This window comes from Azorhizobium sp. AG788, assembly GCF_004364705.1.
Lineage (GTDB): Bacteria > Pseudomonadota > Alphaproteobacteria > Rhizobiales > Xanthobacteraceae > Azorhizobium > Azorhizobium caulinodans.
Window position 1 is genome coordinate 270,098 of the sequence record NZ_SOBM01000003.1, and the last position, 20,494, is coordinate 290,591.

Annotated in this window: 18 protein-coding genes; 10 read left to right on the forward strand and 8 right to left on the reverse strand. The window is 67.5% G+C overall.

Features of this window, described 5'->3' with window-relative positions:
- Nucleotides 1–158: 158 nt before the first annotated feature.
- The 5 genes from DFO45_RS09060 (at nt 159) to DFO45_RS09080 (ending at nt 3,637) form a co-directional block, all read left to right on the forward strand.
- Complete coding sequence (locus DFO45_RS09060) at nt 159–1,811, forward strand: FMN-binding glutamate synthase family protein (RefSeq protein ID WP_133864594.1); 1,653 nt, start codon at nt 159–161, stop codon at nt 1,809–1,811.
- Between the two features lie 186 nt (nt 1,812–1,997).
- Nucleotides 1,998–2,426, forward strand: coding sequence for an Hsp20 family protein (locus DFO45_RS09065; protein WP_012168879.1), 429 nt, complete (start codon nt 1,998–2,000; stop codon nt 2,424–2,426).
- A 43-nt stretch (nt 2,427–2,469) separates the two neighbouring features.
- Nucleotides 2,470–2,736, forward strand: coding sequence for a DUF1150 domain-containing protein (locus DFO45_RS09070; RefSeq protein ID WP_012168878.1), 267 nt, complete (start codon nt 2,470–2,472; stop codon nt 2,734–2,736).
- 99 nt (nt 2,737–2,835) lie between these two features.
- Entirely contained in the window at nt 2,836–3,222 is a 387-nt protein-coding gene (locus tag DFO45_RS09075; RefSeq protein WP_133864595.1) for a cupin, read from the forward strand.
- Between the two features lie 73 nt (nt 3,223–3,295).
- Nucleotides 3,296–3,637 carry a hypothetical protein gene (locus DFO45_RS09080; RefSeq protein ID WP_133864596.1) on the forward strand — a complete coding sequence of 114 codons (342 nt, stop codon included), beginning with the start codon at nt 3,296–3,298 and terminating at the stop codon, nt 3,635–3,637.
- Between the two features lie 66 nt (nt 3,638–3,703).
- On the opposite strand, the gene ptsN is transcribed toward DFO45_RS09080, so the two are convergent.
- Nucleotides 3,704–4,168: a PTS IIA-like nitrogen regulatory protein PtsN gene (ptsN, locus tag DFO45_RS09085; RefSeq protein ID WP_012168875.1), complete on the reverse strand. Its 465-nt coding sequence runs from the start codon at nt 4,166–4,168 to the stop codon at nt 3,704–3,706.
- A 193-nt stretch (nt 4,169–4,361) separates the two neighbouring features.
- Entirely contained in the window at nt 4,362–4,958 is a 597-nt protein-coding gene (raiA, locus tag DFO45_RS09090) for a ribosome-associated translation inhibitor RaiA (RefSeq protein WP_012168874.1), read from the reverse strand.
- 297 nt (nt 4,959–5,255) lie between these two features.
- On the opposite strand from raiA, the gene DFO45_RS09095 reads away from it, so the two are divergent.
- Nucleotides 5,256–5,588 carry a TM2 domain-containing protein gene (locus tag DFO45_RS09095; RefSeq protein WP_043878764.1) on the forward strand — a complete coding sequence of 111 codons (333 nt, stop codon included), beginning with the start codon at nt 5,256–5,258 and terminating at the stop codon, nt 5,586–5,588.
- 6 nt (nt 5,589–5,594) lie between these two features.
- Here the strand turns inward: DFO45_RS09095 and DFO45_RS09100 are convergent, their stop codons facing one another.
- Together DFO45_RS09100 and DFO45_RS09105 are read right to left on the reverse strand one after the other, a co-directional pair.
- The gene (locus DFO45_RS09100; RefSeq protein WP_133864597.1) at nt 5,595–6,764 is read right to left on the reverse strand and encodes an MFS transporter; all 1,170 of its coding nucleotides are present in this window, start codon (nt 6,762–6,764) and stop codon (nt 5,595–5,597) included.
- Between the two features lie 495 nt (nt 6,765–7,259).
- Nucleotides 7,260–7,961: a L,D-transpeptidase gene (locus DFO45_RS09105; protein ID WP_133864598.1), complete on the reverse strand. Its 702-nt coding sequence runs from the start codon at nt 7,959–7,961 to the stop codon at nt 7,260–7,262.
- Nucleotides 7,962–8,199: 238 nt separating this feature from the next.
- On the opposite strand from DFO45_RS09105, the gene DFO45_RS09110 reads away from it, so the two are divergent.
- Nucleotides 8,200–9,042: a hypothetical protein gene (locus DFO45_RS09110; RefSeq protein ID WP_166657083.1), complete on the forward strand. Its 843-nt coding sequence runs from the start codon at nt 8,200–8,202 to the stop codon at nt 9,040–9,042.
- Nucleotides 9,043–9,045: 3 nt separating this feature from the next.
- On the opposite strand, the gene DFO45_RS09115 is transcribed toward DFO45_RS09110, so the two are convergent.
- The gene (locus DFO45_RS09115) at nt 9,046–11,850 is read right to left on the reverse strand and encodes a [protein-PII] uridylyltransferase (RefSeq protein ID WP_133864600.1); all 2,805 of its coding nucleotides are present in this window, start codon (nt 11,848–11,850) and stop codon (nt 9,046–9,048) included.
- Nucleotides 11,851–12,095: 245 nt separating this feature from the next.
- On the opposite strand from DFO45_RS09115, the gene DFO45_RS09120 reads away from it, so the two are divergent.
- Nucleotides 12,096–14,366, forward strand: coding sequence for a penicillin-binding protein 1A (locus tag DFO45_RS09120; RefSeq protein ID WP_245518009.1), 2,271 nt, complete (start codon nt 12,096–12,098; stop codon nt 14,364–14,366).
- 51 nt (nt 14,367–14,417) lie between these two features.
- Here DFO45_RS09120 and DFO45_RS09125 read toward each other — a convergent pair whose 3' ends face one another.
- The 3 genes from DFO45_RS09125 to hemA form a co-directional block, all read right to left on the reverse strand.
- Nucleotides 14,418–15,179: a DUF6683 family protein gene (locus DFO45_RS09125; protein ID WP_133864602.1), complete on the reverse strand. Its 762-nt coding sequence runs from the start codon at nt 15,177–15,179 to the stop codon at nt 14,418–14,420.
- 295 nt (nt 15,180–15,474) lie between these two features.
- The gene (locus DFO45_RS09130; RefSeq protein WP_208299764.1) at nt 15,475–16,164 is read right to left on the reverse strand and encodes a lysozyme inhibitor LprI family protein; all 690 of its coding nucleotides are present in this window, start codon (nt 16,162–16,164) and stop codon (nt 15,475–15,477) included.
- Nucleotides 16,165–16,411: 247 nt separating this feature from the next.
- A complete protein-coding gene (gene hemA, locus DFO45_RS09135) occupies nt 16,412–17,689 on the reverse strand; it encodes a 5-aminolevulinate synthase (protein ID WP_012168865.1) in 1,278 nt (425 codons plus the stop codon).
- Between the two features lie 908 nt (nt 17,690–18,597).
- On the opposite strand from hemA, the gene DFO45_RS09140 reads away from it, so the two are divergent.
- Together DFO45_RS09140 and DFO45_RS09145 are read left to right on the forward strand one after the other, a co-directional pair.
- On the forward strand, nt 18,598–19,728 hold the full coding sequence (locus DFO45_RS09140; protein ID WP_012168864.1) for a type III PLP-dependent enzyme: 1,131 nt from the start codon (nt 18,598–18,600) through the stop codon (nt 19,726–19,728).
- 210 nt (nt 19,729–19,938) lie between these two features.
- Nucleotides 19,939–20,490, forward strand: coding sequence for an N-acetyltransferase (locus tag DFO45_RS09145; RefSeq protein WP_133864604.1), 552 nt, complete (start codon nt 19,939–19,941; stop codon nt 20,488–20,490).
- Nucleotides 20,491–20,494: the final 4 nt, after the last annotated feature.

Genomic DNA, 20,494 nt, shown 5'->3' on the forward strand with positions numbered 1-20,494 from the left:
CGATCGCCCCGAGATTTGACGGGCAAGCGGTAATTGAATGCTTCCGGTCCGCCGGATGGCACTCTACCTTCGCCGTGCGGCGCCAGACCGCGCCGGACGGTCCCTCCCGGAGATGACCGGCCGGCGTGCTGCCCCTGTGGCGCGCGAGGAGGAAAACCATGTCCGGCGGACTTCAACCCGGCACCGTTCTTTGGCTGCGGCGCTACAGCTTCTTCTTTGCCGTCGTCGCGCTCGCCACCCTCGCCCTCATCCTGTCCTTCGCCAGCCATGCGGCGTGGACCTGGGTGTTCGCGGTGATGATGCCCTTCGTGGCCATCGGCCTGTTCGATGCATTCCAGACGCGCCACTCGCTGCTGCGCAACTATCCGCTCATCGGCTCCATGCGCTGGCTGTTCGAGGCCCTGCGGCCCTATCTGCGCCAGTACATTGTGGAAGGCGACGAGGAGGGGCGGCCCTATCCGCGCATGGACCGCAGCCTCGTCTATGCCCGCGCGAAGCAGGAAGAGGACCGCCAGCCCTTCGGCACGGAGCTGAACGCCTATTCCAGCGAATATGAGTGGATGACCCACTCCCTCGCCCCCATGCCGGTGGCCGAGGAGCCCTTCCGCGTCACCGTCGGCGGGCCGCAGTGCGCGAAGCCCTATTCGGCGTCCGTCCTCAACATCTCCGCCATGAGCTTCGGCTCGCTCGGCCGCAACGCCATCGAGGCCCTGAACCTCGGCGCCAAGACCGGCGGCTTCTATCACGACACCGGCGAAGGCGGCCTCTCGCCCTATCACCGCACCTATGGCGGCGACATCGTCTGGGAACTGGGCTCGGGCTATTTCGGCTGCCGCAACCGCGACGGCTCCTTCTCTCCCGAGCGCTTTGCCGAGAAGGCTGCGGACGACCAGGTGAAGATGGTCGAGATCAAGCTCAGCCAGGGCGCCAAACCCGGCCATGGCGGCGTGCTCCCGGCGGCCAAGGTGACGCCGGAAATCGCGGAGATCCGCGGCATCGCGCTCGGCGAGGACTGCATCTCGCCCTCCCGGCACCCGGCCTTCAACAGCCCGGTGCAGCTCATGGAGTTCGTGGCGAAGCTGCGCGAGCTGTCCGGCGGCAAGCCGGTGGGCTTCAAGCTGTGCGTCGGCCATCCCAGCGAGACCTTCGCCATCGTGAAGGCCATGCTGAAAACCGGCATCCGCCCGGACTTCATCGTGGTCGACGGCTCGGAAGGCGGCACCGGCGCCGCTCCGCGCGAGCTCGCCGACCATGTGGGCATGCCGCTGCGCGAGGGGCTGGTGCTGATGCGCAACGCGCTCGTCGGCGCCGGCCTGCGCGGGGAAGTGAAGCTTGCCGCCAGCGGCAAGGTCACGTCCGGCTTCTCCATGGCGGCCAACATGGCCATCGGCGCCGACTGGTGCAACGCCGCCCGCGCCTTCATGTTCTCGCTCGGCTGCGTGCAGTCCCTGCGCTGCCACACGGGCCTGTGCCCCACCGGCGTCGCCACCAACGACCCGCACCTCCAGCGCGGCCTCGTGGTGGAGGACAAGGCGGAGCGCGTGGCCAACTTTCAGCGCCACACGGTCCACGCGCTCGCCGAGCTCGTGGCGGCGGCGGGCCTCTCCCATCCCTCGGAGCTGCTGCCGCACCATCTCTGGCACCGCGTGAGCCCCATCGAGGTGCGCCCGCTCGACAAGCTCTATCCCTTCCTCGCCCCCTTCGCCCTCGTGGAGGCGCCCGAGGAGACGCCCTATGGCGCCGAATGGCGGGCAGCGGACGCCGAGAGCTTCACGCCCCGCATGGACGTCGGCCCGCTGCGGGCGGCGTGACCGACCTCAAGCGTGGCGCTGTAATGGAGAACCATCCCCAGGCAACCCTCCGGGCGGACACTTGCGCCATGGGGGGTTGAGTCCCATATGCGCAATCGTCGGGGTGCCTTGCAGGGCCCCGTCGGGAACGGACCGGACAGGTTCGTGCCCAAGACCCGCAAAGTCGCTTGATGAGGACTTTGATACATGTCGCGACTCTCTTCGCTGTCGAGCCCGTTTCTGTTGGGTTTCGACGAGGTCGAGCGCACGCTCGACCGGGTTGCCAAGAGCGCCGATGGATATCCTCCCTACAATGTGGAGAGGATTGAAAGCGGTTCCGGTTCGCCCCTTCGCCTGCGCATCACGCTGGCGGTGGCCGGCTTCAGCCAGGATGAACTCGAGGTGTCCATCGAAGAGAAGGAACTGACCATCCGCGGCCGTCAGGTCGAGGATGGAGAGGAGCGGATCTTCCTTCACAGGGGGATCGCCGCCCGGCAGTTCCAGCGCACATTCGTTCTGGCCGAGGGGATGAATGTCCTCGGAGCCGAACTGCGCAATGGCCTCCTGTCCATCGACCTTGTGCGGCCCGAGCCCGTCCGGCAGGCGAAACGGATCGACATCGTTTCGCGTTCCTGATCCGGCAAGGCCCAAGCGCGCTGCGGGAAGAGAGGGTTGCATCATGAATACCGAGAAGATCAACGAGACGAATATCCCCATGACCCCCGAGGCACTGGCCGTGCTGGGCGGGGGCGAGATCGCCTATCTGCGGACCATCAAGTCGGAAGACGCCCAGCGGCTGTTCCCGCAGGCGCCCGAAATGCAGCCGGGCCTGACGCTGTTCACCCTGCACGCCGCCGACGGCACGCCGATCATGCTGACCGACAGCCGTGAGGCCGCCCTGGCGAATGCATTCCAGAACGAGCTGACCACGGTGAGCGTCCACTGACGCTCACCCCGGCCGGGCGGGAAAGGCCTTGCCCTGATGGCCGACATCGCCTGTTCTGATGACAGCGCGGCCCCCGCCGCGCCGAACAGGACGGCAGGCATGGCGTTTTCCATCGACCCGGGCACGGGCAAGGAACACCGGGAATTCTTCGAGATCGACGAAGTCGACGGCTGGGTGGAAGTGGCCCCCGGCATCGAGGCCAAGGTGCTCGCTGGCAGCATCGATGAGGCCGCCCGCAAGGGGCATCTGAACCGTCTCGTGCGCTGGGCGCCCCATCCCCGCATCGACGAGGTGAAGGTTCACGATTTCTACGAGGAAGTCTTCGTCGCCCGCGGCAGCCTGATCGTTGCCGCCCAGACCCCGCCCCACACGCCCGAAACCTTCAACGCGCCAAGCTTCGCCTGTCGGCCGCCGGGCGCGCTGCACGGCCCCTTCCAGGCGGGGCCGGACGGCTGCCTGCTGTTCGAGACGCAATTCTATCTCTGACCGGTGGATGCGCTGCCATCGGGTGCGTCGCGAGGCGGCGGCGGATGGCAGCCGACACCGGCGCGAGAGCTCCATGTCGCAGCCCGCCCTCAACCGGAACGGCGTGCGCTATCATCTGCCGGATTTCGGCCCACCGGGGCGCTGGCTGAAGCTGGTCTTCCCCGACCCGGCTGGCGGCAGCGATCTGCCGGCGCTCGGCTATCACGAGTGCGAGGCCGACGACCTGTGCCGCCGCGCCATCGACATCCGGGTAGATGGCCGTGTCCGGTTGGCATTTCCCGGCGGGCCCGACGGCGACCGGCTGCCCAAGAGGCCCCTCCATGTGCCGCCCGAACGCGAGGGGGGAGACACGCTCTACGGCGCGATCAGCCGACAGGAGTTCGAGGCCCTCTGGCGGGCCTTCAGCCGAACCTGAGGTCGTTCGCCAATCCTGACCTAACACAGAGACGCCGCGCCCAGCGGAGGCAGCAGCGCGGGCCGTTCAGGCCGCGTCGGAGGCGGGTGTGGTGGTGAGGAGCGCGTAGATGTCCGCCGCCTCGCGGGTGCCGCGCAGCTTGTCGGCGGTGGCGGGGTCGCGCAGCATCCGGGCGATGCGGGCGAGCGACTTCAGATGGTCGGCACCGGCCGCTTCGGGGGCGAGGAGCAGAAACACGAGATCCACCGGCTCGCCGTCCAGAGCCTCGAAATCGATGGGCTTCTCCAGCCGCGCGAAGGCACCGAAGAGCTTGTCCAGCTTCGGCAGCTTGCCGTGCGGAATGGCGATGCCGTTGCCGACACCGGTGGAGCCGAGGCGCTCGCGCTGGAGGAGGGTTTCGAAGATTTCGCGCGCATCGCGGCCCAGAAGGGTCGCGGCGTGCTGCGCCAGTTCCTGAAGCGCCTGCTTCTTGCTGCTCGCCCTCAGGGAGGGGAACACCGCTTCGCGGGCCACGAGATCGGCGAGGGGCATCCAGTAAAATCCCTGACGACGGATGGCCGGGTGGAGGCAAGGGCACGTCCCGGCCCGGCCGGATGCCGGCCGGATCGGGAAGCATCCCCGACAACGCGATGTGGAGACTGGCGCACCGGTCAGGTCGCACGCAACCTGACCGGCTCAGGCCCCACAGACGGCGGCGGACGCTAGTCCCAAGCCCCCACGTCGGTCAATGGCTTTCCTCGGGCGAAATCGCGGAGGGGTCGATCCAGCCCACATGCCCGTCGGCGCGCCGGTAAACGACGCTCACGCGGCCATGTCCGGCATGGCGGAAGACCACCACCGGCGCGCCCGTCACCTCCAGTTCCACCACCGCATCGCGCACGGAGAGCGTCTTGAGGCGGGTGGGATGCTCGGCCACCACCGTCGGGCTCCAGCCCTCGATATCCTCCTCCTCGGCTTCCTCGAGGGGCGAGATGTCGAGCACGTAGCTCTGGGCAAGGTAGCTGTCGACGCCGTTGACGGGCTGGGGATGGCGGCCCTTGAGGCGCTGCTTGTAGCGGCGCAGGCGCTTCTCGATCTTCTCCATGGCCGCATCGGCGCAGGCATTGGGTTCCTGCGCATTGCCGTGGGCCTGGAGATTGGTGCCCGAATCGAGATGGAGCAGCAGTTCGGACCTGTAGCCCGACCCCTCGCGGCAGACAGTGGCGTGGCCGGACCACCCACCATCGAAATACTTGCCGACCACCTCGGAGACGCGGTCCGAAAAACGCTGCCTGAGCGCTTCACCGACGTCCATGTTCTTTCCCGAGACACGAAGAGCCATGCGATTTGATCCCTGTTGGGCGCAAGTGACGGAGTGCCCTCCGCCGCCTGCGCCTTTGTTCTTGCAAACCGGCCGGCCTATCAGTGGTAGGAGCGCTTTGGAGAACTGTCAACGGAGCGTCATTCCGTTCTGGAAGCTGTTGACGGCGCAGGGCCCGCTTCCCCGCCGGCGCCCGGCGGGGCCAGGATTCGCCGGGCCTTGCGGCGCTTCGGCCCGGCCGCGCCACCTTGCCAGATACCGCTGCGCACGCGAGAAGGTGATCAGGTCCGCGACGGATCGCCACGAAGGAGCTTTCCCATGACGGACGCCACACCGAACCTGTCCATCGACGAGCAGATCCTGATCGAGACCCGGCTCGCCAATGAAGGACCGAGCCTTGTCGTCGCCTATCTCCTGTGGATCTTCCTCGGCATCGTCTCGGCCCACCGCTTCTATCTCGGGCGCGCGGGCACGGCGGTGATCCAGATCCTCACCTTCTTCATCGGCATCGGCTTCATCTGGCTGCTGGTGGACGGCTTCCTCATCCCCGGCCTTGCCCGCCAGAAGCGCGAGCGGATGCGCCAGCAGATGATCGTGGAGCGCGTCGCCCAGCTCGCCACCGCCCCGCGCGCCGTGCTGCCGCAGGGCTGAGGGCGCTCAGGCACCCTCGCGCACGCCCTCCAGCGCCGGACGGTCCAGCCGGGCGGAGAGCAGGCTGAGGCCCAGCGCCGTCGTGCTCAGGGCCACGCCCACCAGCGGCAGATGCTGGTAGGCGATGCCATGGGTGATGGCGACCGCCCCGATCCAGGCGCCGATGGCGTTGCCGAGGTTGAAGGCGCCCTGATTGAGGGTGGAGGCAAGGTTCGGCGCCGCATGCGCCGTATCCACCACGCGCAATTGCAGCAGCGGCACGAGGGCGAAGGCGAGCACGCCCCACACCAGCAGCGTCGCCAGCGCCGGGACCGTCGAGGCGCTGGTGCCGGTGAAGGCGGCGAGCACGACGATCAGCACCACCAGCGTGCCGATGAGCGAGGGCATGAGCCGCCAGTCCGCGAGCCGCCCGCCCAGCATGTTGCCGGCGGTGAGGCCGACGCCGAACAGCAGCAGCGCGCCGGTGACCGCTTCCGCAGAGAAATGCGTCACGTCCCGCAGCAGCGGCGAGATGTAGGTGAAGACGCTGAACAGGCTCGCCGAGCACACCACGCTGATGACCATGGCGAGGAAGACCTGCCGGTCCTTCAGCACCCGGAATTCGGTGAGGATGCGGCTCTGCTTCATGGGGATGCGGCCGGGCAGCAGCAGCACGAGCGAGACGAGCGCGGCAAGGCCGATGCCCACCACCGCCCAGAAGGTGGCGCGCCAGCCGAGCCACTGGCCGAAGGCGGTGCCCGCCGGCACGCCGAGCACATTGGCGAGCGTCAGCCCGGCGAACATGAGCGCGATGGCCTGCGCCCGCTTGTTGCGCGGCACGAGATCGGCCGCCACCACCGAGCCGATGCCGAAGAAGGCGGCATGGCAGAAGGCGGTGACGATGCGCGCGCCCATCAGCAGCCCGTAGGTGGGCGAGAGGGCGCAGAGCACGTTGCCGACGATGAACAGGCCCATGAGGCCCACCAGAGTCGCCTTGCGCGGCAGGCGGGCCGTGAGGATGGCGAGCAGCGGTGCGCCGATGACGACGCCGAGCGCATAGCCGGACACCAGCAGCCCGGCATCGGGAATGCTCACCCCGAGATCGCGGGCCACATCGGGCAGCAGGCCCATAATGACGAATTCGGTGGTGCCGATGCCGAAGGCGGCGACGGCAAGCGAAAGCAGTGACAAGGGCATCGGGGGCGGGCCGAGCTGACGTTTCGGGATTTGCCCTCAGGATGCGCGGGTTGCTGCGATGCAGCAAGTGACGCCTGCGGGAGGCAGCCATGCGGGGCGGCGGCGGAACCGTTTCGGTGGCCCCACTTGGGGAAACGACCGGAGCCGCCACGTCGAGGATCGGATCAAGTCCGGTCCTGCGGCAAGGGAAATGGCATGCCTGACCCCGACCGCGCCGGCCCCCTCCCCATCCCTCCCCCGCAAGCGGGAGAGGGCTTTTCCGCGTTGATTTCAAATGACATCCCGGCGGAAAGCGCGACGGGAGCCTCCGCCGGCCACCGGGAAAGGCATTCCCACCGGGATTTCAGGCGGGCCGGAACGGTCGGCGCGACAGGCTCCCTCTCCCGCTTGCGGGGGAGGGTTGAGGAGGGGGAAACCGGGGCAGCCGGAAACGCCGAAAGACGCCGCCCTTCAAACTTCAGAGCGGGCTCCGGAGCCCCCTGCCCCACCTCAGCCTCAGGCCGGGAGGACGATGACCTTCGTCTTCACCGGGGTCTTGTCATAGAGGTCGATCATGTCCTGCGTGAGCAGGCCGACGCAGCCGCTGGTGATGCCGGAGCCGATGGTCTCCGGGTCGGAGGTCGCATAGATGGTGTAGAGCGTGTAGCTGCCGTTCTGGTAGAGATGCAGCGTGCGCGCACCGAGCGGATTGTCGAGGCCGCCGGGCATTCCGCCGGCCCATTTGGCCGCCTCGGGCTGGCGCTTGATCATCTCCCTGGGCGGGGTCCAGGTGGCCCACTCGCTCTTGCGGCCCACATAGGCCTCGCCATTCCAGCGGAAGCCGTCGCGGCCCACATTGGCGCCGTAGCGGGTCGCCTTGCCGTCTTCCTCGATGCGGTAGACGTAGTAATTGGCCGGATCGACGATGATGGTGCCCACCGCTTCCTTGGTCTCGTAGGGCACGGTGCGGCGGAAGTATTTCGGGTCCACCTTGCTGACGTCGGCGGCGGGGATGGCGAACTTCTTGTCCGGCACCGGCCCGTAGAGCTTCTGCGCCTCGGCCAGCGTCATGCCGTCCTGCGAGGCGCAGCCAGCGAGCCCCAGCGCGCCGAGGCTGACGGCCGAGCCGGCCAGAAACGCGCGGCGGGAGAGGCCGGCGCGCGGCGCCGTGCCCGTGTGACGGCCGGCGGACGAGAAAGATCCAGCGCTCCTGATCATGATCTGGCGGTATCCCGTATTCCGATGCGTGAGCCGGCCTTGTGGGGCCGGCCCTTTTCAGCGCGGGACATTGCCGTCTTGCGGGGCGGGTTGCAAGGGTTGGAGAGAATGGTATGCGTTAACTTCGGCTCAGCCCACGTTATGTGCGATAGCTGATCTGGTTCAGCGATGGCCGAACAGGTTCCAGGCGAAACCGTAGATTTTACACGGATTGAGAATCCAGTTATTTTCAAGATCGATGAATAGAGACTCTGAATACATCCCATTTTCACAGCGAACTGGCCTTGAGCCAGCCCCTCCCCAGCTAAAGCTGGGCGAGATTTCTGGCGAGCTTAGACGCCTTCTTTATTATTATACAAGATTGGAAATCACGAGAGGCGCAAGCTCTGGCGTTGATAGATCTTATTTTAACAAAACATGGAATCGTGTGGCGATGGATTTTCATGTTTTATTTCTTAAAAAAGGCATAGAAACATACTTAAACTCACCTTCTTCATTTGGAGAAATGATCAGAAAAATTTTTCATGACCAGGGCATTGGAACCATATTCAACTGCGTCGAATTTTTCGTCCGACATAAAAATTGTAGCGATGAATTGAAATATGATCTTTCTGGTGCTTTTGTTCAGGCTCGTGCAGCATACCGCATCCTTGACCAACAAGTTGTAGCCATAGGCACAGATGAGCAGGCCGCCGCTTTCGAGCGCGCATTGGCTGACGGAGCCGCAAAGGGGGCCGTCGCGGCCCGAGCACACCTCATCGCGGCAGGCAGGGCTCTTCGTGATTCCGATTGGCCTGGAGCCGTCCGGGAAAGTATTCATTCCGTTGAATCAATAGCCCTTCGGCTGGCGCCGGACACCGCGACGCTTGGTGCAGCATTGAGCGAAATAGAAAAGAAAGGCCACATTCATCCTGGCCTGAAGAGCGCCTTCAGTAAATTATACGGATATTCGAGCGACGAGAAAGGAGTTCGCCACGCGTTAGTCTTTGACGACCAAGCTCAAGTCGATGAAGCGGATGCTCTATTTATGATGGGCGCATGCGCGTCTTTTGTCTCGTACTTGCTGGTACGCGGAGGCTAAACCTCACCCCCTCACCGCCCGTCTCGGCGGCTCCTCCTCGTCGAAGGAACCCTCGAACACCCCGATCAGCGCGCGGCGGATGGTGGATTGGCGGGCGGCGCCGGTGATCTTCGCGCCCATGAGGTCGGTCACGTAGAACACGTCCACCGCCCGCTCACCGAAGGTGGCCACATGCGCCGAGGCGATGTTGAGGTTGAGGCGCGAGAGCGTGTTGGTGAGCTCGAACAGGAGGCCCGGCCGGTCGATGCCGGAGACCTCCACCACCGTGTGGCGGTTGGACCAGGTGTTGTTCACCGTCACTTCCGGCTCCACCGAGAAGGTGCGGCGGGCCTTCGGCAGCTTCTTGGCCATCACCTCGGGCAGGCGCACCTCGCCGGTCAGCGCCTTCTCGATGGCGTCGCGGATGCGCCCTGCCCGGCGCTCCTCGTCCTCGTCCCGGTCGAAGGCGCGGCGCACGGCGATGGTGTCGAGCGCGAGGCCGTCCGTGGTGGTGGAGATCTGCGCATCCACGATGTTCGCCCCCGCCGCCGCGCAGGCGCCCGCGATCACGGAGAGAAGCTTGGGATGGTCAGGCGCCAGAACGGTGAGCACGGTGATGCCCCGCTCCGCCACGATCTCCGCGCAGGTGGCGAGCGCCTTTCCCGCCTGTTCGGTTGAGAGGATGAAGCGGGCGTGCCGCACCTTGGTCTCAAGGTCCACCCGCAGCCAGTAGGGCGGGTAATGGCGGGCGGCATAGGTTGAGAACTGCTCGTCGGTCCAGTCCGCCAGCGCGTGGCGGAGCTGGGCCTGTGCCACCTGCACGCGCTTGCCCCGGTCCACTTCCGAGAAGCCGCCGGTCAGCACCGGCTCGGTCTCGTAATAGAGCGTGCGCAGGAGCTGCGCTTTCCAGCCGTTCCACACGCCGGGGCCGACCGCCCGGATGTCCGCCGTGGTGAGCACGGTCAGCATCTTCATGCGGTCGAGGTTCTGCACCACGGCGGCGAAGTTCTCGATGGTCTTGCGGTCGGAGAGATCGCGCGACTGGGCGACGGTGGACATGACGAGATGCTGCTCCACCAGCCAGGCCACCGTCTCCGTCTCGGCCGCCGAGAGACCGAAGCGCGGGCACAGCTTGCGGCAGATGCGGGCGCCGGCGATCGAGTGGTCCTCGGGCCGGCCCTTGGCGATGTCGTGCAGCAGCAGCGCCACATAGAGCAGGTGGCGCGGCTTGATGGTGGCCATCAGATCGTTGGCGAGGCCGTTCTCGGGATTGGTCTTGCGCTCGATCTCCGAGAGGATGCCGATGCAGCGCAGCAGGTGCTCGTCCACCGTATAGTGGTGGTACATGTTGAACTGCATCATGGCGACGACCTTGCCGAACTCGGGCACGAAGCGCCCCAGAACGCCGGTCTCGTTCATCCGCCGCAGCACTTCCTCGGGCGCGTTCTTCGAGCACAGCACATCGAGGAACAGCCGGTTCGCCTCCGGATTCTCGCGCAGCTTGCCGTCGATGAGGTTCAGCGAGCGGGCGGCGAGGCGCAGGGCATCCGGGTGGAAGTTCACGTCCCGCTTGTCGGCGATGGCGAACAGGCGGATGAGGTTCACCGGATCGCGCCGGAACACCTCGTCGTCGATGACATTGAGGCGCTCGTTGTCGATCCAGAAGTCGGCGCTCTCCTTCAGCTTCACGCGCTTGGGCGCCCCGCGCAGGCGGGCCACCATGCCCTTGAGGCCGGGCACGCTCTTGTCGTGGCGCGCCTCCAGCGCGGCGGAGAGGATGGCGGTGAGGTCGCCCACCTCCTTCGCCACCAGGAAGTAGTGCTTCATGAAGCGCTCCACATCCTGCTGGCCGGGATGGGAGGTGTAGCCGAGCCGCTCGGCCATCTCGCGCTGCACGTCGAAGGACAGGCGCTCCTCGGCCCGGTTGGTCAGGAAGTGCAGATGGCAGCGCACCGACCAGAGGAAGTCCTCGCAGCGGGTGAAGAGGCGGGCCTCCTCCTTTGTGAAGACGCCCTTCGCCACCAGCTCGTCCGTGGAATGGACGCGATAGACGTATTTCGCCATCCAGAAGAGCGTGTGCAGGTCCCTGAGGCCGCCCTTGCTCTCCTTGACGTTGGGCTCCACCAGATAGCGCGACGTGCCGGCGCGGCGCAGGCGCTCCTCCCGCTCGGCCATCTTGGCGGCGACGAACTCGGCGGCGGTGCCCTCCACCACCTCCTTGTCGAAGCGCGCCTCCAGATCCTCGAACAGCGCCTTGTCGCCCACGAGGAAGCGGGATTCGAGGATGGCGGTGCGGATGGTGACGTCGGCACGTGCCTGCCGCAGGCACTCGTCCACCGAGCGGGTGGCGTGGCCCACCTTCAGGCCGAGGTCCCACAGGATGTAGAGCATGGCCTCGGCGACGCTCTCGCCCCAGGCCGTCTGCTTGTAGGGCAGCACGAAAAGGATGTCGGTGTCCGAGCCCGGCGCCATCATGCCGCGCCCGTAGCCGCCCACCGCCACCACGGCCATGCGCTCGGCCCGGCTCGGGTTGTCGATGGGATACATGACGGTGGTCGCCACCTCGTGCGCTGCGGCGATCACGGCATCCTGAAGGGCCGAGAGGCGGATGGCGCACATGCGGCCGGAGCCGTCCGCATTCAGGAGGCGCTCGGCCTCGGCGCGGCCTTCGGCCATCGCCTGCTTCAGCCGGGCCACGAGCGCCGGGCGCAGGTCCGCCTTGGGGCCGGCGTGGGCCTTGGCGAGCGCCAGCACCTCCGCCTTGAGACGCGTGCCCTCGAAGGGCTCGCCGATGGTGCGGGAAGGGCGGGAGGGGCGCGGTGCGGTCATGGATGTCTTCAGGCTGCCCGACGGGGCTTCTCTCTCTGGCTTAGCCCAATCCTGCGGCGCCGTCACGGCGCGAGGCTTGCACGCCACGCCCGCGCGGGAATTGCACCGGCATCGGGGATGATCGGGTAACCGAACCTTAAATGGCCGCAATCGAAGGTCTTTGAGGGTCTCCTCTCACGCAACGGATGACGGGACTCTTCATGGCTGGGCGCGGAACGGGCGGGCAGGAACGGCGCGAACCCTCGATGCGCGCAGCATCGGGATCGCCCGAGCCGTCGTTCGACATCCGGCTCGATCCAGAAGACCGGCCGGGGGGCGGTCGCAAGCCCGCCCGCAAGGCGGACGCCGCCGGCGGGGGCCGGCCGGCACGGGACCAGCGCGCGCGCGTCGAGCCGAGCCTCGATGGCGACGCCGCGGAAAGCGAGGACATGGCCGCAGCCCCCCGCCGCAGCAAAACCGAGGGTTCCTCCCGCGCCTCCAAGGGCGCCGCCTCTGGCGGCCGGGGCAAGGCGAAGCCCGAGCGGCGCCGCAAGCGCGGCTTCTTCTCGCTGTTCGGCCTCATCAAGTGGCTGTTCATCCTGGGGCTGTGGGCGGCGGTGGGCGTGGGCGCGCTGGTGGCCTATGAGGCTTCCAAGCTGCCGCCCATGCAGACGCTGATGGTGCCCAAGCGCCCGCCCACCGTCATGATCCAGTCCTTCGACGGCAAGCCGCTGGCCACGCGCGGCGACATGGGCGGGGCGGCGGTGCCCATCAAGGAACTGCCCGCTTATCTGCCCAAGGCCTTCGTCGCCATCGAGGACCGGCGCTTCTACGACCATTTCGGCCTCGACATCTGGGGCCTCGCCCGCGCCATGGCCGCCAATGCGGTCTCCCGCCGCGTGCGGCAGGGCGGCTCCACGCTCACCCAGCAGCTCGCCAAGAACCTCTTCCTCACACAGGAGCGCACCTTCTCCCGCAAGATCCAGGAGTTGGTTCTGGCCCTTTGGCTGGAGAAGAAGTTCACCAAGACCGAGATCCTCGATCTCTATCTGAACCGCGTCTATTTCGGGAACGGCGCCTATGGCGTCGAGGCGGCGGCGCAGCGCTATTTCAACAAGTCGGCGCGCAACGTCACCCTGTCGGAGGCGGCCATGCTGGCGGGCCTCGTCAACGCCCCCTCGCGCCTTGCGCCCACGCGCAACCTCAAGGCCGCGCAGGACCGCGCCAATCTCGTGCTCGCCGCCATGCGCGAGCAGGGCTTCATCACCGAGGACATGGCGAAGGTGGCCCTCGCCCGCCCGGCGACGCTCGCCAAGCCCTCGACGCCCGATTCCATCGGCTATGTGGCCGACTGGGTGATGGACCAGCTCGATTCCTACGTGGGCACGCTGCCCGGCGACGTGATCGTGCGCACCACCATCGACCCCGTGCTCCAGCAGACGGCGCAGGCCTCCCTCACCGATGCGCTGAACAAGCAGGGCCAGAAATACGGCGTCGGCCAGGGCGCCGTGGTCTCGCTCGACACGGACGGGGCCGTAAAGGCGCTGGTCGGCGGGCGCTCCTATGAGGACAGCCAGTACAACCGCGCCGTCACCGCGCGCCGTCAGCCGGGCTCCTCCTTCAAGCCATTCATCTATCTCACCGCGCTGGAAAAGGGCCTGACTCCCGAGACGGTGCGCGAGGACGGGCCGATCCAGCTCAAGGGCTGGAAGCCGGAGAATGCCAGCCACCAGTATCTCGGGCCGGTTCAGCTCCAGCAGGCGCTCGCCATGTCGCTGAACACGGTGTCCGTGCGCCTCGCACTGGAAGTGGGGCCGAAGGCGGTGGTGGCGACCGCCCACCGGCTTGGCATCACCTCGACGCTCGATCCGAACCCGTCCATCGCGCTCGGCACGTCGGAAGTCTCCGTGCTGGAGCTGGCCTCCGCTTACGTGCCCTTCGCCAATGGCGGCATCGGCGTCATCCCCTACGTGATCGAGAGCGTGAAGGGGCCGGACGGCAAGATGCTCTATTCCCGCTCCACCTCGGGGCCGGGGCGGGTCATCGATCCGGCCTATGTGGGCATGATGAACCACATGCTGGAGCAGACCATCGCGGTGGGCACCGGCCGCCGCGCCGAGCTGCCCGGTTGGGATGCCGCCGGCAAGACCGGCACCTCGCAGGATTATCGGGACGCCTGGTTCGTGGGCTACACGGCCCGCATCGTGACGGCGGTGTGGATCGGCAATGACGATTCCTCCCCCACCAAGAAGGCCTCAGGCGCCAATTTGCCGGCGGAGATCTGGAGCCGCTACATGAAGGTGGCCCACAAGGACCTGCCGCCCACCGAACTGCCCGGCGCCGGCCGCAGCTATGTGGCCTCCGGCACCTTCGGCTTCGGCCAGCAGGGCGGCATGCTGCCCCCCGGCCAGGTGCCGGACGAGGCGCCACCGGCCATCGTCGGCAATCTCCCGCCCCAGCAGCCGCGCCCGCAGCAGGATGAGCCCATGACGCTCGACCGCTGGTTCGTGGACACCTTCCTCGGCGGCCGCAGGTGACCCGACCACCTCGCACCACCGACGCCCTGCGAGGCGTCGGCAGCGGGGACATCACCGGCTGCCGCCCGCGAGGACAAAGCCCTTTTCCGTGAGCTGCATCGCGCCGACGTCGAGCCCCATTCCGCCGGCCATCTTGCGCGCGGCGGCGCTGACCTGACGCATCTGCGCCGGATTTCCCTTGGCCTGATCGACGGCACCGTCGATCAGGACCGCCTGGACCAGCAGCGCTTCGGCGAGTTCCTGCTTCTGCGCATCGGTGGCCGTCCGGATGCCGTCGGCGCCACTCAACGCCTCGGCGGCCTGCCGCCGCACCGCGTTCACGGTGCGCGGAGGCGGCGTATCGTTGCTCCCCCGCGCGGCGGCCCAGACGGTCGTCCACCAGACGGCAAAGGCATCGCCGAGGTCATCCACCCTCAAGCCCTGCGGCCGGAGGCGCGCGTCGATGCTGGCGATGATGTCGCCTTCCGCGAACAGCTTCTGGAGGTCAGCCGCGCCGGCTGGATCGCTCGCCCGTGTCTTTTCGACCATGCCGGCGAGGTTCGCGGCCCGGCGGGCCTTTGATGGCGTGTAGCGCAGGACAGCGGTGTCGACCGCCGGCTGGCTGCGCGGCGCAGCCGCTTGGCCCTGCGCCGCGCGGCGGGCCCGCTCCTCATCCTGCCGCCTCAGGTCGCGCAGGTGGAGGCCGAGCACATCGGTGCCGGTGATGGACGGGATGATGATGCTCCACCCCCAGCCGTCCACGACCTGTGCGCCGGCCGGCCCGCCCCAGATCAGCGGAGCGGCCAGAGCCGCAACCCTCACAAACCGCCTCATGCCGGGCTCCCGTCCTCGAACCGTTGAAGGGAGACGGACGACCCATCGGCCTCCCGGCGGACACGCTCTCTATGGAGGGTGCGCCGTCAGCCGAGAGCGCAGAACGCCGGGCGGATGGCCGGGTTCCCGTCCCCGGAGCCGCAGCCGGCTCCACGGGATGGGTAAAGGCGGCTGCATGGACCGGAGATGAACGCCGCCCGTGGCCGACCGGGCAACGGGATGGCGCGCCCTCTAACCTCAAGAAAGAGAATGCGTGATCCGATCAGATAGCGATGCAATCTGATCGGCGCGTGCTCTAGCGGGCCGGGTTCCCGGACGGTTGGCGCGTGGCGAAGAAGCTGCCGTCGATGGTGGATCGGAACCCGCAAAAGGGCGGGCTGCCGAACTCCGCCTCGCGGGGGCGCTGGAGCTCGGCGGACAGCGTGGCCCCCTCGCGGGTCAGCTTCACCGTCCAGCCGTCATTGTCCTTGCGCTCCTCCTCGCTGCCGCCGACGAGCAGCGTATTGCCCGAGGCGACGCCGGAGGCTGAGAGCGTGCAGGTAGGATAGCTCGGATAGGGCTGCACGGTGGAAATCTCCACCTTGAAGCCGCTTCCGGCCGTGCTGACGCTGACGTCGCCATAGACGTTGGTCCAGGTGCCGGTGAAGCCGGCGCGCGGGGCGGTCTCGATGGATTCGAGGAAGGCCGCGCGGCCGGCGAGATCGGCCTTCAGGTCATAATCGCTGCGGCGGGCCTGGATGTCGCGCGCTTCAAGGAACGTCCGCTGGTCCATGCGCAGCGCCGTGCGGCCCGGCGCATCGAGGGCGGCAAGCAGCTTCTGGTAGGCGGCCGCGATGCGGCGGTCCAGCGCCGCGAGGGCCGGATCGGCGCAGATGGCCTTCTCGATCTTGGAGCGGGCGGCACGGCAGTCGAAAGACGGCCCATCGGAAGCGGCTCGGGCCGGCGTCGCACCGGCGGCCGCAGCACACAGGAGGAGAAGCGCCATGCCAGCGCCCCTCTGGCACAAGCGGCGGCGGGCGACATGGGCGGGCAGCATGGGGCTCTCCGGACAGACGCATCACGCGCAGCCCCGCGCCTCCACCGCGCGGGGCCGACACCGTTCAGATGGCATTCCGGACGCCTTGGACGCAAGCAAGCGATCGACCGCCGGCTGCGGCAGAGACGCTCCCCCACAGCAAAAAGCCCGGCGCGACGGCCGGGCTTTGGAAAGGACAAGGTTTCTGTCTGTGCGCTCAGCCGCCGGCGGTGGGCATGGCGAGCGATGCCGCGCCGGCCGCCACGAGGCGGCGCTCGCTGCCGGTGTCGCGCACGCGCGGCAGGTCGAGGCGATTCCACACGTCGTTCAGCGCATCGGCAAGGTGCGCGATGAGCTTGTCGTTATGGAAGGGCGTCGGCGTGATGCGCAGGCGCTCCGTGCCGCGCGGCACCGTGGGGTAGTTGATGGGCTGGATGTAGATGTTGTGCTCGTTGAGGAGCACGTCGCTGGCGGCCTTGCAGGCCTTCGCGTCGCCCACCATCACGGGAACGATGTGGGTGGGGGTTTCCATCTGCGGCAGGCCGGCAGCGGCGAGCGCCGCCTTGACCTTGGCGACCTGACGGCGCTGGCCGTCGCGCTCGGCGTTCGAGGCCTTCAGATGCCGGATGGAGGCCGTGGCGGCGGCGGCCACCGCCGGCGGCAGGGCCGTGGTGAAGATGAAGCCCGGGGCATAGGAGCGCACGGCGTCCATCACCACGCGCTTGCCGGTGAGATAGCCGCCCACCACGCCGAAGGCCTTGCCCAGCGTGCCCTCGATCACGTCGATGCGGTCCATGACGCCGTCGCGCTCGGCAACGCCGCCGCCGCGCGGGCCATACATGCCCACCGCGTGGACCTCATCGAGATAGGTCATGGCGCCGTAGCGCTCGGCCAGATCGCAGATGGCGGCCATGGGCGCGATGTCGCCATCCATGGAATAGACGCTCTCGAAGACGATCAGCTTCGGCCGGTCCGCGACCGCCTGGAGGATCTCTTCCAGATGGGCGAGGTCGTTATGGCGGAAGATGAACTTCTGCCGGCCGCCCTGTCGGACGCCCTCGATCATGGAATTGTGGTTCAGCTCGTCCGAGATCACCACGCAGTCGGGGATCAGCTTGGCGATGGTCGAGATGCCCGTGGCGTTCGACACATAGCCCGACGTGAAGACGAGGCCCTGCTCCTTGCCGTGCAGGTCGGCCAGTTCGCGCTCCAGCAGGACGATCTCATGGCTGTTGCCCGAGATGTTGCGCGTGCCGCCCGCGCCTGCCCCCCGGCGCAGCGCGGTCTCGCGCATGGCTTCCACCACGGCGGGGTGGCTGCCCATGCCCAGATAGTCGTTGGAGCACCACACGACGATTTCCCGCGGGCCGCCGGGCGAGTGCCACGTGGCACGGGGGAAGCGCGTGGCGTCCCGCTCGACATCGGCGAAGGTGCGGTAACGACGCTCGCGGCGAAGCGCATCGACAGCGTCGGCGAAGAAGTGATCGTAGCTCATTCGATATCCGGGGGCGGAACGTGGACGCGAACTTTTCTAATCTTATGCTGGCACCTTGCGCCCTCCCTTGCGCTCGATCAAGTGCGGGAAAGCCGCAGGGTGCCCAAGGGCGCGCCATCGTGATCGTCGCCATGACAGCACGGGCATCCGCTGGCGACACGCCTGCCTAAGCGATTGATAAAAATAATACTTCTCTCTGCGTGCCCCGAACCACTCAGGCGGGCCGCATCCTGCGCAGGGGAGGCATGCGGCGCTGCGTGGCACCGGCCTTTCCCAAAGGCCGTCGTGCGTTCGCGCCATTTTGGAGCCGATCGGACGACCCTGAGCCGGCGATGCTCCCAGATAGGCGCAAAATGAGGCGCCCTGCCGCGAAATTGCCGCTTGCGAAGGCGAGCGAATTTCCCTAAATCGCGTCCTGCCCAATTTCGCACGTGCCTGTGGTTGCGTGCCGATCGGCGGAAGTCCGGACAAGAGGCCGGAAAGCCGCCAGCCAGATCGGTAGCCGGAGGGAACCGGCCCACCCTGCTCTCAGCAGGGGACGTGACTTGAAGCAACGACGTAGCGGGCTTTTTTGGTCTCTGCCGGCCCTCCAAAGGTCGGGGTTACTGAAGAGGCACTACATCTTGCCGGCCGTGCGGAGAGGGAACTCCCTTTCCAATCGTGCGCATCATCTTCCCAACGCCTGGCGTTTTTGCCGCGCGAAGGGAGCGGTGCCGCTCGGCGCGATTTGCGGCCGGTGAGAACCCGGCGAAGCGGGTACGGCCCGTCGGACGAAGGCGCTTCCATCACGCCTCCGGACGCAGGTGCGCGTGCCCCGGATTGGCGGCGATGAACGTCGCGATCCGCCTGACTGTCGTCGCGCGGCGAAGGCCGCGCTTCACGAGGCTTCTAGGTCACGGGAGGTTGCCATGACCGATCGCATCCGCGAATTCCTTCGGAACCGACGTGAGGATGGTCCCTGCGTCGTCGTCGATCTCGATGTGGTGCGCGCGAACTACACTGCGTTCGCCCGTGCGCTGCCTGACACCCGTGTCTTCTACGCGGTGAAGGCCAATCCCGACGCGGCCATCCTGAAGGCCCTCGCCGAGCTGGGCTCGTGCTTCGACTGCGCCTCGGTGCAGGAGATCGAGATGGCGCTGTTCGCCGGCGCCACTCCCGACCGCATCTCCTTCGGCAACACGATCAAGAAGGAGCGCGACATCGAGCGCGCCTACAAGATCGGCGTGCGCCTGTTTGCGGTCGATTGCTACGAGGAAGTCGAGAAGATCGCCCGCGTTGCCCCCGGCGCGCGCGTGTTCTGCCGCATCCTCTGCGACGGCGCGGGCGCCGAATGGCCGCTCTCGCGCAAGTTCGGCTGCGTCCCCGAGATGGCGCCGGACGTGCTGGAGCATGCCTTCCGCCTCGGCCTCTCGCCTTATGGCGTGTCCTTCCATGTGGGCTCGCAGCAGAAGAACGTGCATGCCTGGGATCAGGCGCTCGGCTCTGCGGCCTATATCTTCCGCGAGTGCGCCGTGCGCGGCATCTCGCTCTCCATGGTGAACCTCGGCGGCGGCTTCCCGACGAAGTATCTCCAGGATGTGCCGAAGGCGCAGGCCTATGGCGAGGCGATCTTCGATTCGCTGCGCCGCCACTTCGGCAACGCCATCCCCGAGACCATCATGGAGCCCGGCCGCGGCATGGTCGGCAATGCCGGCATCATCGAGACCGAGGTGGTGCTGATCTCCAAGAAGGCCGAGAGCGACACCATGCGCTGGGTCTATCTGGACATCGGCAAGTTCGGCGGCCTCGCCGAGACCATGGACGAGGCGATCCGCTACCCGCTGCGCACCCCGCGCGACGGGGACGACACCGCCCCGTGCGTGCTCGCCGGCCCGACCTGCGATTCGGCCGACGTGCTCTATGAGAAGACCCCGGTGGAACTGCCGCTGTCGCTGTCCATCGGCGACAAGGTGCTCATCGAGGCCTGCGGCGCCTACACCACCACCTATTCGGCGGTGGCGTTCAATGGCTTCCCGCCGCTGAAGTCCTACGTGATCTGATCGCAGCCGGCGGCAGCGACGCCGCCGGCTCCGGGCGAGGCGCCAACGGCGCGCGGCTTCCGCCGCGCCGCGCGGGTGGCCTCGCCCGTGCTTTCCCGAGGGGCGGGTCCCCTTTTTCCTCCGCACCCCTTCCATAAGCCTTCGGGCTGGCGCGGCTTGCTGCGCCGGATGGGCATCCTTCGGCCGCCGAAGGCGGCACGGGAGATGTCGATGATCGAGATCGTCGCTGAGAAACGGGAAGAAGCCGCCGCGCGCGAGGCCCTGCTGGACCTCTGCCTGCCGGAGCGGTTCGAGAAAGCGTCCGAGCGCATCCGCGAAGACCGGCTGCCGGCCGAAGGGCTGGCGCTCGCCGCCCATGGTCCGGACGGCCGCATGGCCGCGACGGTGCGCCTGTGGCACGTCTCCGCTGGTCCCGCCCGGCCGGCGCTGCTGCTCGGTCCGCTGGCGGTGCATCCCTGGTTCCGCGATCGCGGCCTCGGCGGCCAGATGATGCGTGCGGCCCTCGAACGCGCCGAAGCGCTCGGCCACGACGCCGTGCTGCTGGTGGGCGATGCGCCTTATTATGCGCGCTTCGGCTTTTCGGCACAGAAGACCGGCGGGCTCTGGATGCCCGGCCCGTTCGATCCGGCACGCCTGCTCGGCCTCGAACTGAAGCCCGGCGCGCTCGACGGCGCCCGCGGCCTCATCAGCCCCACCGGCCTGCCGGCGGAGAAGCCCTCCCTCGACGCGCTCATCGCGGCCACCGCCAAGCGCTCGGCCTGAACGA